The organism is Burkholderia sp. Bp8992 (genome assembly GCF_003853705.1).
Classification (GTDB): domain Bacteria; phylum Pseudomonadota; class Gammaproteobacteria; order Burkholderiales; family Burkholderiaceae; genus Burkholderia.
Genome location: NZ_QTQI01000011.1, coordinates 84,844 through 99,140, shown reverse-complemented (window position 1 = coordinate 99,140; position 14,297 = coordinate 84,844). Strand labels below are relative to the sequence as shown.

Below are 14,297 nucleotides of genomic sequence, written 5' to 3'. Positions count from 1 at the left end.
CGGTTTCGGTTGAATCTCGGGGGACCGGCCGGCAGCGGCGGCGCATGCGCGCCACCCTGCCGCCGGCGGTTATACCGTGGCGGAAGCGCGCAGGCGTTCGACGATCTGGTTGTCCTTGCCCTGCACGAGCGGCGTCAGCACGAAGTTGAACTCGATGTCCTGGTACGCATCGGCCTTCATGCCGAGCGCCGTGCCGCCGGTCTTTTCGACCACGGGCGGAATCAGCTCCTCGCGCGTCGCATACGCGAAGTCATCCCAGATCAGCGGATCGCCGGCGATGTTGAACTGCGTCGTCAGCTTGCGGTGATCGTGGCTGTCGACGAAGAAGTGCACGTGCGCGGGGCGGTTGCCGTGACGGCCGAGGCCGTTCAGCAGTTGCTGCGTCGCGCCGTGCGGCGGGCAACCGTAGCCGACCGGCATCAGCGTGCGGAATTCATACTTGCCGTCGGCGCCCGTCTTCACCGCGCCGCGCAGGTTGAAGTCGCTCTGCTTGCCGGTCGGGTCGAAGTGCGAATAGAAGCCGTGCGAATTCGCGTGCCAGCATTCGACCAACGCGCCGGCCACCGGCTTGCCGTCGAGATCCTTGACCGTGCCGTGGATCACCAGCGGGCCCGCGCCTTCGTCCGCGTCGAGGTCGATCTTCGCGACGCCGTCGCGCACCGGTGCGCCCGCGACGTACAGCGGCCCCTCGATCGTGCGCGGCGTGCCGCCGTCGACGCCGAGTGCCTTGTCCTCGGCATCCATCCGGATGTCGAGATATTTCTCGAGACCGAGGCCGGCCGCGAGCAGCGCGGCTTCGCCATCCTGACCAAGCTTGTTTAGATAGTTCACGCCGGCCCACACTTCGTCGGGCGTGATGTCGAGATCGTCGATCGCCTTGAACAGGTCGCCGAGCAGGCGCAGCACGACCTGCTGCGTACGTGCGTTGCCGCCCTTCGCACCGTTCCCGCCCGCGTTCGACGCAGCCTTCAGCAGATCCTGCACTTCCCGGGTTTCGAAAACCTTGACGCTCATGATGGTGTCTCCATGTGTATTTGGGGGATGACGGTCTTTGCCCGACTCGATTACCGCGCGACTTTCGTCAGCCTGTCGCACGTAGGACGGACACGTCGATCGTGCGCTTCATCGCTTCCGGGCGTTCCGGACCGTAGGCCCTCCCCGCGACGGTCGTGCCTTTACCGATACCGGTCACGTCGCCGCCGCGGGTTTCGATGCGTTCGATGGTCGCGGAGAACATGGGGCGCGCTGCGTGGGGGCTGTTCATGGAACGGATTTATACGCGGCGGGGAAATGGAGCGTCCAATACTTTTGATTGCGCTTTTTGATACCTGACGGGTATTGAAATCGCGCTTACAACGCGAAATATTGCGGCGCGCCATACCTTTCTTGGCTAGGTATGCGGGCTGGAAGGCTTGATGGAGCGTGGCCGCGGGTATTCGCGCCATCGCGTGGTTGCGGGTGCGATGTGGCCGCCTGCGGCATCGGGAAATCGGCTTGAAACCGGCGCTCTACCGGGAGAATCAGGGTTTTCCTGAGGGGAAAACGAGCGGCGGTGCCGGCTCGGCTTCCGGCTTGGGCGACGAAGAACGATCGGGACGCTTCGCGCGAGCCACTCGAGGCCGCTCAGTTCACGTTGAAATGCACGCGTACGTCCTGTCGGCTCTCGACGGGGCGGCCGTTTTCCATCGCGGGGAAAAAGCGCCACCGGCGCAGCGTCTCGAGCAGGATCTGATTGAGCCGGGGATTCGCTGTCGGTTTGACGAGGTCGATGTCGAACGTGCCGTCCGCGTGAACGAGAAAGCGCGCCACCGCGACGGCTTGATAGCCGTCTTCACGCAGATCGTCCGGCAGCACGGGCAGCGGCTGCGAGATCAACCTTGCCTGCGCGTTTCCCGCTGCGGCCGAATGCGTTGCAGCGGATGCCGCATTCGGCGCAGACGCGAGCCGCGCTTCGTCGGTCGATGCTTTGGCGGACTGTGCCTGATCCGGCCGCGCCGGTTGCCGAGCGGGCGGCACGTCATGCGACGGTGTCGCTTCAGCCTGTTTCGCAGGCGTGGCGGGCCGAACCGGCAACGCCTTCGATACAGGGTTCCGCGCAGGTGCTGCCTTCGGCGCCACATGCACAGGCTGCGGCGCATTCGGCGCCGGCGGGGGCAGTTCGACCAGTTGCATCTGAATCGCCTTCGGCGCCTGTCGAACCGGCGCATCGCCGGAAAACAGCCGCGTCGAGCTCAGGAGAAATGCGCACCAGATTGCGCCGGCGACCACGACGGTGCCCGCGAACCGATACCCGGACGGGTCGAGCTGCGAACCTGCTTCGAGCGGGTCCCTAGTCACGATGAACCGCGACGAGAAAATGCTCGGCCCCGGCGCGCCGGGCTTCGAGCATCGCCTGCACGACGATGCCATGCGTCGCGCCGTCGTCCGCCGCGATCACGATGTCGTGGTTCCGTCCGAGCAGACGCGCGACGGCATCGTTGACGCGGTCGAGCGGCACCGGTTGCTGATTGATGAAGATCTGGTTCGTGCGGTTCACGGATAGCGTCAATGGCCGCTCCGCCTGCAACTGCTGCGCGCGTCCGCGGGGCAGATCGATCCCCAGCGCGTCGAGACGCTGCATCGCGAGCGAAGTCAGCATGAACGTCGCGAGCAGGAAGAACATCACGTCGATCATCGGAATGATCTCGATACGACCGCGCTTCGACGCACGCGAGCGGCGCAGCTTCATGACGAAGCTCCCGCGTGCTCGCGCGCGAGCCTCAGTTCCACGAGCCGTTCGTTCGCATGCGATTCGAGATCGTCCATCAGCCTGTCCACGCGCCGCGAAAAGTAGTTGAACGCGAACAGCGAAACGAGCGCGATGACGAGGCCGATCGCGGTCGCGACGAGCGCTTGCGCGATGCCGCCCGACACACCGGCAGGGCTCACGAGCCCGTCTCCGCCGATGAGCCGGAACGAATGCATCATCCCGACGATCGTGCCGAGCAGGCCGAGCAGCGGTGCCGCCGTCACGATCGTCTCGAGCAGCCACAGGCCGCGGCTCATGTCCCGCTCGATCTGCTGGGCGGCAGCCTCGAGCTTCGCCTCGACATGCCAGAGCGGCGTCGCACCGTGATCCAGAATCACTGCGAGCCGTTGCATGACGTGCCGGTCCGGCAACGTGGACGCAGCGCCGACCCGACCGCTCGCATGGCGCCAGAACACATACGCGCGGTCGAGCATGATCGTGAGCGCGACAACCGCGAGCACGCTGAGCGGATAAACGACCCAGCCGCCGATGCGCACCGCATCGGCGAGACTTGTCTATTCATTCATCGTGTCACCTCGTTCAAGTCGGGGAATCAGAAGTGCTTGGTCAGCCCGGCATAGATCGCGCGCCGCGGCCCGAATTGCGGCGCGCCGACGCCGATGCCCGAGCCGTCCCGCAGTTGATAGACACGGCCGAACGTGTTGACGAGCGCGACGCGCGCATCGAATTTGCCCACGATCGGTTCCTCGAAGTGCTCGAGCACGCCGAGATTGACCTGTGCGTACCATGGCAGGCGATCGGTATTCGCGAAGCCGCTCCGCAGGCCGCTTCCGACGATCCCGTCGGCGCTGAAGGTCGTCTTGCCGAGCGTATACGCCCCGCCGAACGACGCCGTGATGCGCTGATCGTGATCGAGGTAGACCCAATGGTTCGCGATGTAAGCGAGCTCGTCGGGGCCGAAGTTGAATTGCGCGGATTCGATGTTCTTGCCCTGCGCGCGGCTATACGCGACGTTCAGATAGGCGGAAACGTTGCCCTGCTTGTAGCTCGACGTGAATTCGAGGCCGTACACGCGACCGTACTGGTAGTTGAACGGCGTGTAGATCAGCGCGTTGCCGAACTGGCCTTCATCGAGCAGATCGGACACCTTCTTGTAGTACGCGTCAAGTCCGACCGTGAGTGCCGGGGTGAGCCGCTGCGCGATGCCGACGTCGAAATAGTGGCTGCGCTCGGGCTTGACCGGATCGTTCTGCGTGTTCGGGCTCTGGTTCGTCGTTCCATTGAAGGTGCCGATCGTCGAATCGGACACCAGTTCGAACGCCGGCGGCGTGAAATAACGCGCGTAGCCGGCGTGCAGCGTCGTCGATTCGGTCGGCCGATAGACGAGGCCGATGCGCGGGCTCAACTGGCCGGCCTGCACGTATTCGTTCATGCGATCGATACGCAGTCCGTAGTTCAGCGTCAGCTTCGGCGTGATCTTCCACTCGTCCTGCGCATAGAGGCTGACCAGATAGCCGGACTTGTCGTGCGAATCCGAAATCGTGGTCGGCTGATCCGACAGCGGATTGCCGTTGCCGTCCACAGGAAACACGGCGACGTTGTCGTTGAAGACCGCGTGCTCGCGCTCGAACATCAGGCCGGCGCGCAACGTATGGCTGTCGTTCAGGCGATAGGTGAAGTCGGCCTGTACGCCGTTCGCCCGGTTGCTGTGGAAATCGTCGGACGCGACGCCGTTGAAAATCAGATCGCCGACCGGATCAGGATTGAATTTCGTGCGCGTGTAGCGCGTGAACAGCGCGACCTGATAGTCGAGTGCACCGCCATTCGTGCCTTGCAACGCGAACACCGCGAAGTTGTTCAGTTCCGCCTGCGTCTCGTTGAGCGCGGCCGAGTCGAACGTCGAGTTCCCGTTGAGCGTAAATGCGGGCGCGACGCCGGGGGTGTTCGGGATCTCGAAGCGGTTGCTCGTTGCGCCGAACATCAGGCTCGCGCGCGTGAGCGGATTCAGCAGATACGAGATGTAGCCGAACGCGTTGCCTTGCCGCGTGTGATCGTGCAGCGGATTCCCGTTCGACGTCGGCGCCTCGATGCCGAGATTGTTCTCGCCGAGCGTGCCGGAAAAGTAATAGCTGAGCGGGCCGCTCGAACCGAATACGTCGGCGCTCGTCTGGATCGTCTGATGGCTGCCGCCGTAGACGTCGATCGTGCCGCCGTTACCGGTGTCGCCGGACTTCGTGCGGATGTCGACGACGCCGGCCGTCCGATAGCCGTATTGCGCAGGCAGTGCACCGGTGACGAAGTTCACCTGGTCGACGATCCGCGTGTCGAGCGACTGGCCGAACCCGCTGATCGGCTCGGGGATGATGATGCCGTTCAGCCGGTATTGCAGGTTCGCGTGATCGCCGCGCACGTGCAATTGACCGTACGAATCGTAGGCCACCCCCGGCGCCTGGAGCAGCACCTGGTTGAGCGGCGTGTTCTCACCTTGGGGCAGCGTGTCGATGTCGGCCTGCGAGAACCGGTAGACGCTGGCGCCGACGTCCGGCAGCAGCCCGTTGCGCGCGCGATCGAGCCGTTTCGCGTTGACCGTCACGTCGAGCGTACCGGTGTCCTTGCCGAGTTTGACGTCGAGCGGCGCGGGCGTTTCGCCTTGTGCGACCGTCGCGATGCTCGTGCCGGTCGCATAACCGGCGGCGTCGACGACTGCCGCATAGGTACCGGGCGCGACGTTGTCGAACCGGAAGTGGCCGTCGGCGCCAGACTGCACGTGCGCCACTGCGTGGCCATCGGCGTCCTGGAGCGCGACGCGGGCGTGGGCGAGCGCGTGCCCTTGCGCATCAGCGACGGTGCCGGCGAGCGTGGTGCCGGCGTCGGCAGCAAACGTCTCGGCCTGGAGGACCGCGGTGAACGCCAGGACGGCAGCCCGGGACAGTAGCAAGCGATGGAGATTCATGGTGCGCTTCGGGATGGGGTCGTTTGTTCCCGTGAGAGCACGATGAAGCGTTACGCTGAAGAATTGGATACGATATAACGTATCGTTTTCAGCGTATTACTTCTCGCTTACGGGAGGCTTTTTGCCGGCGTAAGCATATGAAACGACCGCGTCGCGCCGGAATTTCGCGATGATATAACATTGCATTCGTCGCGCACAATGCCCCCTTTTGTTGCGGATGGACGCGCTCTGGCGAGTGCAGTGGACGGCACGGAAGCACCGGCTGGTATTCATGATGGGCCGCGAGTATGCTGACCGGAAGCGCCTCACGTGCTCCGGTTTCGTGACCTGTGACAGTGCAGTTCTCCGTCGGGCGCAATCCCCCCGTCGAAGCGTGCTTCGATGGCGCGCAGACAGGTGTCCGTCGATCGTCTCGCGCGGCCAGGCAGACATAGGAGACAAGCATGAGTACGTGCAACGAAGCTCATCATGCCCGCCATGACCATCAGCACGGCCCGGGCTGCGGACATACCGCAATCAAGCATGGCGACCACGTCGACTATCTGCACGATGGCCATTTGCATCATCCGCACGGCGATCATGTCGACGAACACAAGGTCGAGGTCAGTGCAAACAATCCGGACCAGTGCACGTCGAATTGCGGCGGCCACGAACCGGGCCACGTCCACGGTCCCGGCTGCGGACACGAGGCGGTACCGCACGGCGATCACGTCGACTACCTGGTCGACGGGCATCTGCATCACCCGCATGGCGATCACTGCGACGATCACGGTCCGGTGGAACTCGCGTGAGCAGGATCGTCGATTGACGGGCGAGCTGCGCCGGTTTCATGTCACGGGTGGTGACCGACTGCCTTCGGCCATGAGCGGACATTTGCGGCGGGCTGGCGAACGTCTGTTGGCGAGCGACGAGCTGCCCATTTTGCAAAGCGACGACCGACGATTCGGCGAACTGACCTACGCTCGGCGGTGATTTCCGCTTGAGCGGGTTTAAGTTTCACTGCTGTGACGCCCCACTCATCTTCTATCTAGTTCGGCTTCACGCCAAGTCTCGCCCATGCCATGGGATGAATAAATACTTCCGAGTTGGCCCGAATTTGCCCGTCACCAGGTGCGTTGATATCCATATATGCCCAAATCTGACTATTAAAAGACGCCAGCTTTAGACCCACCACACCTATTGAGTAAAGTGCTTTTATAAGTTCAACACGGAACGCATGAGTGTTATCATTATTTATAAATGCAAATCCGGCCCGAATTACCGGGTCGACGGCATGTTCACCGTCGAAACACTTGGCAACAGCAAACTCATTGATACGATCTTTGTGGATTTGAGATAGCCTAAATTTAGATGGCATTTGCTCTATCAGCGGCAAATATTCCAAGAAATCCGGGAAATGAGAAGTCCATTCGAAACTTAGTGCATTCATTCGTGTTGTCGAATATTCTATTTCCGCATTTCTAACTGTCTGAACTGTAACCTGCCCCTTACCCTCTGAGCGCTTTAAGCATTCGTTTATAAATGAGATCGCGTCTCTCGGGCGGTAGTGAGTTCGCTCTAGCAGATAATCAACGAACACCTCTTTTCCAATCGTTTTTGGAAACAAATCTACTAACTCAATTGGTGATAAAGTATATTGCTCCCGCACCAACCGTATAATTCGCTCATTGAGCATCTTTATCAAAAGATTCTTTTCCCACCGAAGTTGCAAAAAAAGCGCAGCGTACTTTTCTTCTTGGAACCCTGCATCGCGGGTCCTTTCAAACACCGTTTGAACGAGATCTTGACGCAAAGCCACAATTATTTTTACATTCACAACACTTCGAAATGTCTTCACACACTCAATCAAAGCGCGAATTAGCCTGTATCGGAGATCGTCATCAACCCAGTTTTCATCAAGTCGATCAATAACAAGATAATATTTTTGCTGGGGGTCTGTAAATATTTCTTCGTTCATTAACGCGATCACGTCGGCAAGCGCTTTAATTTGAATCGAATTTATAACGGTCTGCGCCTTGTTAACAACCTCCGTCTTACGCTCATCCATCCTTTTGAGGCTACCGCTCACATCCGCCTTCAATGCGCCGATTTCTGCCCCAAGTTTCGACGTAATTTCCCCCTCAAGCTTTTCGGTAACTTCCTTCACCCGATATTCGGTCTCTTGCCAAAAAGTATCGCCCCATGTAGACAAGTAGTTAAAAGCGCGTTCCTTGGCCTGATCTTTTCGCTTCAGCGTGGGAATAAACCCCGCGATCCAGCTACGCGTCTTCTCTTCGTTAGTAAGATGGCAACGTCGCTTTAGTAGCTCAACGGCAAAAACATGCTTCCAAAGCAATCCGTAGAAAATATCCAGCTTAACCCCAGCTTTTTCTAGGGTAACAAGAATATCGGAATTTGAAAGATAATTAAGGGAAAGGTTTTCTGGGGATACTACGATGACGTTAGTTATATTTTCAATCAAATGATTGATCAGTGCAGTCTTCCCTGATCCCGTCCGTCCGACAATTATGCGGTGTGGAGACCGGCAGTCTTTCAGCGTCTCGAAGTCTCCCGTATCCACGAAACAGGACGACAAAAAATCGCCATCTGACTCGGCGTCAAGCTCCCCGATTGATGCACCGCGGCGAAGCCGAAAGTGAAAACCGTGATTGGTCTCTATCATTTCAGTTCGAGTTTTTGTGTCGTTTTATCACTTCGCTTGGCGCATGGTGCGACTCTGCAAACGAAGGCTTTCAGCGTACAGAATATCGGAAAATGTGTAACGAACAAACTACCACGATCTGAAAAACGAAAAGGAGTCAGCTTCGGTGACGGAGGGGAGGTGCTGCGTCGCGCACGAGGGCACCTCAGTTCGTTTCGCTGAGTATGCCAAGCTTGGCTTCCATCCGCAAAGCTTTTCCACTCGGTGCGGATCCATCCGATATTCGCTGGCGCCACCGTTCGACGGAATAGAGCTAATTCTTAAACAGGAGTTGTCAAGCCCCCCGCGGGGGGCGTAGTCGGGATGGTAAGGTCCGTTTTTGGTGAGGCCGAGACATTCGGAGAAACTCACCGACGTGCCGCAAAGGGTCGGTAACTGCCGCTCCGAAGAAGTGTGAGCGCACGTTTGCACGCTGAGCCGTCGGATACGGCGCACATCGCGCTGCACGAGTCATATCCGCCGTGTCACCAGACCACATGCGGCAACAACCCGCCCAACAACTGTCCAATTTCCGCACACCCAATCGCGAACGCCCCCCACTCCACGCGCCCTCCGCGCGTGGGAACAAACCCGGATACCCCCGTTTCGCCCGCCCGCCTACCCTCGCGCGCATGCCGGTCGATGCCCACGCAACAAAACCGACCCGGCCGATCCGAATTCACCAGGAGCGCACATGGATAGCAGCAGCACCCCCGCATTGTTCGACACCGACATCTGGCGCGGCAAGACCTTCAACGGCCAGTGGCACGCAAGCCCGCAATCAGCCGACGTGATCGAACCGGCGACCGGCAACACCCTCGGCCGCATCGGCGTCGCCGACAGCGCGGCCATCGCAGAAGCATCGGCTACCGCGCATCGCGCGCAGCCCGCATGGTTCGCCCTCCCCTACGACGACCGCGCAGCAGTCCTGCGCCGCGCGGCGACAGTCGCCGAAACGCACTTCGACGCGATCGTCGACTGGCTCGTGCGCGAAAGCGGCTCGACGCGCGCGAAGGCGTCGTTCGAAACGTCGGTCACGATCAAGGCGCTGCACGAAGCGGCCGGCCTGCCGTCGCGCGCAGCCGGCGAAGTGCTGCCGTCGGCGGCCGGCCGGCTGTCGCTCGCGCGCCGCCGTCCGCGCGGCGTAGTCGGCGTGATCTCGCCGTTCAATTTCCCGCTGTACCTCGCGATACGTGCGGTCGCGCCGGCGCTCGCACTCGGCAACGCGGTCGTACTGAAGCCCGATCCGCGCACCGCCGTGTGCGGCGGCGTCGCGATCGCCCGCGTGTTCGAACTCGCCGGCTTGCCCGAAGGCTTGCTGCACGTGCTGCCCGGCGACGGCGCAGCCGGCGCGGCGCTGGTCGCCGATCCGCACGTCGCGATGATCCAGTTCACCGGCTCCACCGCGGCCGGGCGCAAGGTCGGCGAAGCGGCGGGCCGCCACCTGAAGAAGGTATCGCTCGAACTCGGCGGCAAGAATTCGCTGATCGTGCTCGACGATGCCGACCTCGACCGCGCGGTCGCCAACACCGCGTGGGGCGCGTATCTGCATCAAGGGCAGATCTGCATGGCGACCGGCCGCGTGCTCGTGCAGCGCGCGATTCACGACCGCTTCGTCGCGAAGCTCGTCGAGACGGCGCGAAGCCTGCGCGTCGGCGACCCGGCCACCGGCGACGTCGGCCTCGGCCCGCTGATCAACGCCGCGCAACGCGACCATGCGGCGAGCGTGGTCGACGCGGCCCGCCGCGCGGGCGCGCGCGTCGAGACGGGCGGCGGCCATCGCGGCCTGTTCTTCGAGCCGACCGTGCTGAGCGGTGTCGCGCCGGGCAATCCGGCATTCGACGAGGAAATCTTCGGGCCGGTCGCGATCGTCGTGCCATTCGATACCGACGAAGACGCGATCGCGCTCGCGAACAAGACCGAATACGGGCTGTCGATGGCGATCCTGTCGGCCGACGTCGGCCGCGCACTGAGGATCGGCGAGCGCTTGAACACGGGGCTGCTGCACATCAACGACCAGACGGTCAACGACGAAGTGATCAACCCGTTCGGCGGCGTGGGCGCCTCGGGCAACGGTTCGAGCATCGGCGGTGCGGCAAACTGGGAGGAATTCACGCAGTGGCAGTGGCTGACGATCAAGGGCGAAGCGCCGCTGTATCCGATTTGACGAGGAGACCGACCATGTACACCGAAAACGATACGCGCGCCGTCACCGCGGCCGTCGCGCGCGCCGCCGGCGCGCCCTTCTCGATCGAAGCGGCCCGCATCCGCGCGCCGCGCGGCGACGAGGTGCTGGTGCGCGTCGTCGCGACCGGCTTGTGCCATACCGACCTGATCGTGCGCGACCAGTACTATCCGGTGCCGCTGCCGGCCGTGCTCGGTCACGAAGGCGCCGGCGTGGTCGAGGCGGTCGGCCCGAATGTGAAGACGCTCGCCGCCGGCGATCACGTCGTGCTGACCTACGGTGCGTGCGGCCATTGCGCGTCGTGCGTGGGCGGTCACGGCGCGTACTGCCGGCAGTTCTTCGCGCTGAATTTCGGCGGCGCCGACGCCGACGGGCAGACGGCCATCCGGGACGAAGCCGGACAACCGCTGAACGATCATTTCTTCGCGCAGTCGTCGTTCGCGAGCTACGCGCTCGCACGCGAGAACAACGCGATCAAGGTGCCGAAGGAAGCGCCGCTCGAACTGCTCGGCCCGCTCGGCTGCGGGATCCAGACCGGCGCGGGCGCCGTAATCAATTCGCTCGCGGTGCGCACCGGCAGCAGCTTCGCGAGCTTCGGCGCGGGCGCGGTCGGCATGAGCGCCGTGATGGCCGCGCGCATCGCCGGCGCGACGACGATCATCGCCGTCGACATCGTGCCGTCGCGGCTCGCGCTCGCGCTGGAGCTCGGCGCGACGCATGCAATCAACAGCCGGGAAGTCGACGTCGTCGACGCGATCCGTGAGATCACCGGCGGCGGCGTCGACTTCGCGCTCGAGTCGACCGGGCTGCCGGCCGTGCTGTCGCAAGGGATCGACGCGCTCGGCTCGCGCGGAACGATGGGCGTGGTCGGCGCGCCGAAGCTCGGCACCAAGGCCGAATTCGACGTCAACAGCCTGCTGCTCGGCGGCCATACGATCCGCGGCATCGTCGAAGGCGACAGCGTGCCGCAGACGTTCATCCCGCAGCTCGTGCAACTGTACCTGCAAGGGCGGTTCCCGTTCGACCGGCTGGTGAAGTTCTATCCGCTCGAGCAGATCAACCAAGCCGCCGAGGACAGCAGCAAAGGCATCACGCTCAAGCCGATCCTGCGTTTGCCGCATTGAACGCAAAAGGCGCCGCCGGCGGCACGCCGACGCAAATCGGCCGCGCGCGGCGGCGCCTCTTCTCGTGAAAATGCCCTGCTTTGGGGACCGGGCTATATTACGCATTCGCGCGACACGCCAGCCCGGCACGTCCGGCCCGGCCCTTCGACCCAAACTGGAGCGCAGCGTGAATACAGCCCCCGAATCCCTTTCACGGCCGGTCGACCTCGACCGCCTCCGCGCCCGCTTCGCGGCGGGCGAGCCGCTGCCGGAAGCGGCGTTGCCGGCCAGCGTCGCGCGCTCGTGGCTGCGTTCGCGCGACGCCGGGCTGCGGCCATGGCAAACCGCCCGCTATGAAATGCAGCGCGAGCACGACGAATCGCGCGCGGACCGGCGGCTCTACCGCTGCGTCGCGCAGGAGATCGAGCCGCTGTGGGCCGCATTCGGCGGCAGCGAATGGACGATCATGTGCGTCAATCCGCACGGCACGATCATCCATGCGCGCCGCAGCCCGCAATGCGACGACGCGCTGCTGACGCCGATCGTCGCCGGGCGCCGGATCGTCGAACCGAACATCGGCACGACCGCGCCGAGCTGCGTGATTCACGACGGCGCCGAAGCCGTCGTCGCGGGCGCGCAGCACTATCTCGACGAGCTGTCGCGGGTGTTCTGCCTCGCGGTGCCGCTGGTGGGCTTCAACGGCGAAGTGATCGGCGCGCTCGATATCACCGGCATCGGCAGGCGCAACGTCGTGCAGCTGCGCGAGCCGTTCCGGCACGCGTCGCTGTCCGCCGAGCAGCGGCTTTATGCGATGCTGCGCGACTGCCATCTGCTGCAGGTGCAATTCGATCCGCGCTGGCTCGGCACGCCGCTCGCCGGCGTCATCGCGCTCGACGCAGCGGGCCGGGTGCGCGCTGTAAGCCGGCTGGCGCGTCAGATGCTCGACCTCGCGGCCGTCGGGACGGTGGCCCCGTACGATCTCCGGCAACTGTTTCCCGGCGCGACGCCTGCGCAGCGGCGCCGTTTGCTGACACCGGCCCGCACGCCGCAGCGGATCGCGCGCGACGATGGTAGCCACGTATGGGTACGCACCGTGCGTGCGCCGCTCGATCATGCGGCGACGGCGCGTCACGCCGATGTGCTCGAAGAAGCCGCCGATGTATGCCATGCGGTGCCGGCCGCCGGCCCACAGGCAAGCCTGCACGAACAGTCGCTCGATGCGATCCGGCGGGCGCTCGACGAGCACGACGGCAATGTGTCGGCGGCCGCGCGGCAGCTCGGCATTTCACGCACGACGCTGTACGCGAAACTGCGGCAGCGCGAAGCGGCGGGGATCGGGCGCGACGGGGCGCATTGACGGTTCGGCAGGATGCGGGCCGTGGGCGATGGCCCGGTGCCACTGCCCGCCACACGTGCCGCTGCAACGCGAGCCACGCGAGCCCGGCCGCGAACGCTGCCGACCACGCCGTCGATGGCGTCGATCCACGGCAGCACGGAGTCGCCCGCGATCACCGCATGCGGGTGCGGCGACACCATGACGATCCCGCAGCGTGTCGGCGGACGGCACCGCAGCGGCGGCCCCTACTCCCGCCATGTCGCCTCCGCGAGCTTCGCCACCAGTTCGTCGTACACCACGCGGATACGCCGGGGCATCGGGCCGCGCCGCGGCCGATAGACGTGCAGCTTCCACGGCTCGGGTTCGAGACTCGGCAACAGGCGCACCAAGCGCCCCTTCCGGACATACTGCCGGACCAGGTACTCCGAGCACTGGCCGAACCCGGCTCCGGCACACACGGCCTCGATCTCCACCTCGGTGTCGTCCGTCAGATAGGCCGGCGACGACGGAACGAAGTGTTGCTCTCCCCGAAAGATCCACGGCCACGCGCGACCGCTCGCGCGGTCGATCAGGCACGTCACCGGCATCGCTTCGAGTGCCTTGCGGTTTTTCGGCTCGCCCAGCCGCTCGATCAGCGACGGCGCGCCCACGACCCACATCGGCAGCGGCCCGACCATGCGCGCGACGAAGCGGTTGTCGCCGATCGCGCCGACGCGCACGCCGATGTCGATCTGCTCGTCGACCACCGGCGACGGCACGTCGGACAGCCGCAGATCGGGCACGAGCCCCGGATACTGCTGCATGAGGCCGGTGAGGATCGGCTGCACGTAATGCCGCCCCATGCCTGACGGCGCGGTGATCCTGACGATGCCGACCGGCTCGTCGACCTGGCCGGCCGCGGGCCCGAACAGCCCGTCGACGGCGGAAAGCGCCGCCTGCGCGTCACGCGCGAACGACTGGCCGAATGCGGTAATCCGGATGCTGCGGGTCGTCCGGTGAAACAACGTTTCGCCGAGCATCTCCTCCAGCTCGCGCACCGCGCGCGTCACGACCTGCGGCGATACGCCGAGACGCGCCGCCGCCTCGCGGAACGTGGGGGCCGCGGCAGCCGCGGCAAAGATCTTGAGGAGATCGAGTCGATTGAGCATGGCGAACCCTTCTGACGCACCGGAAACTGCGCACTTAATTCCTGAATCAGGAATTCTGAATGCGTAATTGTTCCATTTTATTGCGACGATCGAGCGCCCACAATGGGCACCAGACGTCGCATTGACGTGGACGGTCAACCACT

The 14,297-nt window shown here is 63.6% G+C and carries 11 protein-coding genes and 1 pseudogene; 4 read left to right on the top strand and 8 right to left on the bottom strand.

Going from position 1 to position 14,297, the window contains the following annotated elements; all coding sequences use genetic code 11:
• Positions 1-69: 69 nt before the first annotated feature.
• From catA to DIE03_RS17825, 6 genes and pseudogenes are all read right to left on the bottom strand, one after another.
• Positions 70-1,014 (bottom strand): catechol 1,2-dioxygenase, encoded by a 945-nt coding sequence (gene catA / locus DIE03_RS17855; RefSeq protein WP_124452563.1) that lies wholly within the window; start codon positions 1,012-1,014, stop codon positions 70-72.
• Positions 1,015-1,108: 94 nt separating this feature from the next.
• Positions 1,109-1,237, bottom strand: a pseudogene (locus tag DIE03_RS17850) (muconate cycloisomerase); the annotation flags it as partial.
• A 386-nt stretch (positions 1,238-1,623) separates the two neighbouring features.
• Complete coding sequence (locus tag DIE03_RS17840) at positions 1,624-2,337, bottom strand: energy transducer TonB (RefSeq protein WP_260434905.1); 714 nt, start codon at positions 2,335-2,337, stop codon at positions 1,624-1,626.
• Positions 2,330-2,728, bottom strand: coding sequence for a biopolymer transporter ExbD (locus DIE03_RS17835; RefSeq protein WP_124452559.1), 399 nt, complete (start codon positions 2,726-2,728; stop codon positions 2,330-2,332). The genes DIE03_RS17840 and DIE03_RS17835 overlap by 8 nt, the downstream gene beginning before the upstream one ends.
• Positions 2,725-3,285, bottom strand: coding sequence for a MotA/TolQ/ExbB proton channel family protein (locus DIE03_RS17830; protein WP_260434904.1), 561 nt, complete (start codon positions 3,283-3,285; stop codon positions 2,725-2,727). Before DIE03_RS17830 ends, DIE03_RS17835 begins: the two co-directional genes overlap by 4 nt.
• A 56-nt stretch (positions 3,286-3,341) precedes the next feature.
• Positions 3,342-5,702 (bottom strand): TonB-dependent receptor, encoded by a 2,361-nt coding sequence (locus DIE03_RS17825; protein WP_124452557.1) that lies wholly within the window; start codon positions 5,700-5,702, stop codon positions 3,342-3,344.
• A gap of 443 nt (positions 5,703-6,145) precedes the next feature.
• Here DIE03_RS17825 and DIE03_RS17820 point away from each other — a divergent pair, with 443 nt between their 5' ends.
• On the top strand, positions 6,146-6,493 hold the full coding sequence (locus tag DIE03_RS17820) for a hypothetical protein (RefSeq protein WP_124452555.1): 348 nt from the start codon (positions 6,146-6,148) through the stop codon (positions 6,491-6,493).
• 236 nt (positions 6,494-6,729) lie between these two features.
• Here DIE03_RS17820 and DIE03_RS17810 read toward each other — a convergent pair whose 3' ends face one another.
• Positions 6,730-8,364 carry a P-loop ATPase, Sll1717 family gene (locus DIE03_RS17810; RefSeq protein WP_260434903.1) on the bottom strand — a complete coding sequence of 545 codons (1,635 nt, stop codon included), beginning with the start codon at positions 8,362-8,364 and terminating at the stop codon, positions 6,730-6,732.
• Between the two features lie 712 nt (positions 8,365-9,076).
• Between DIE03_RS17810 and DIE03_RS17805 the strand changes: the two genes are divergently transcribed.
• From DIE03_RS17805 to DIE03_RS17795, 3 genes are all read left to right on the top strand, one after another.
• A complete protein-coding gene (locus DIE03_RS17805) occupies positions 9,077-10,549 on the top strand; it encodes a benzaldehyde dehydrogenase (protein WP_124452552.1) in 1,473 nt (490 codons plus the stop codon).
• A gap of 14 nt (positions 10,550-10,563) precedes the next feature.
• The gene (locus DIE03_RS17800) at positions 10,564-11,691 is read left to right on the top strand and encodes an NAD(P)-dependent alcohol dehydrogenase (protein WP_124452550.1); all 1,128 of its coding nucleotides are present in this window, start codon (positions 10,564-10,566) and stop codon (positions 11,689-11,691) included.
• 70 nt (positions 11,692-11,761) lie between these two features.
• Positions 11,762-13,027, top strand: coding sequence for a helix-turn-helix domain-containing protein (locus DIE03_RS17795; RefSeq protein WP_260434910.1), 1,266 nt, complete (start codon positions 11,762-11,764; stop codon positions 13,025-13,027).
• 224 nt (positions 13,028-13,251) lie between these two features.
• On the opposite strand, the gene DIE03_RS17790 is transcribed toward DIE03_RS17795, so the two are convergent.
• A complete protein-coding gene (locus DIE03_RS17790) occupies positions 13,252-14,154 on the bottom strand; it encodes a LysR family transcriptional regulator (RefSeq protein WP_124452778.1) in 903 nt (300 codons plus the stop codon).
• Positions 14,155-14,297 lie beyond the last annotated feature (143 nt).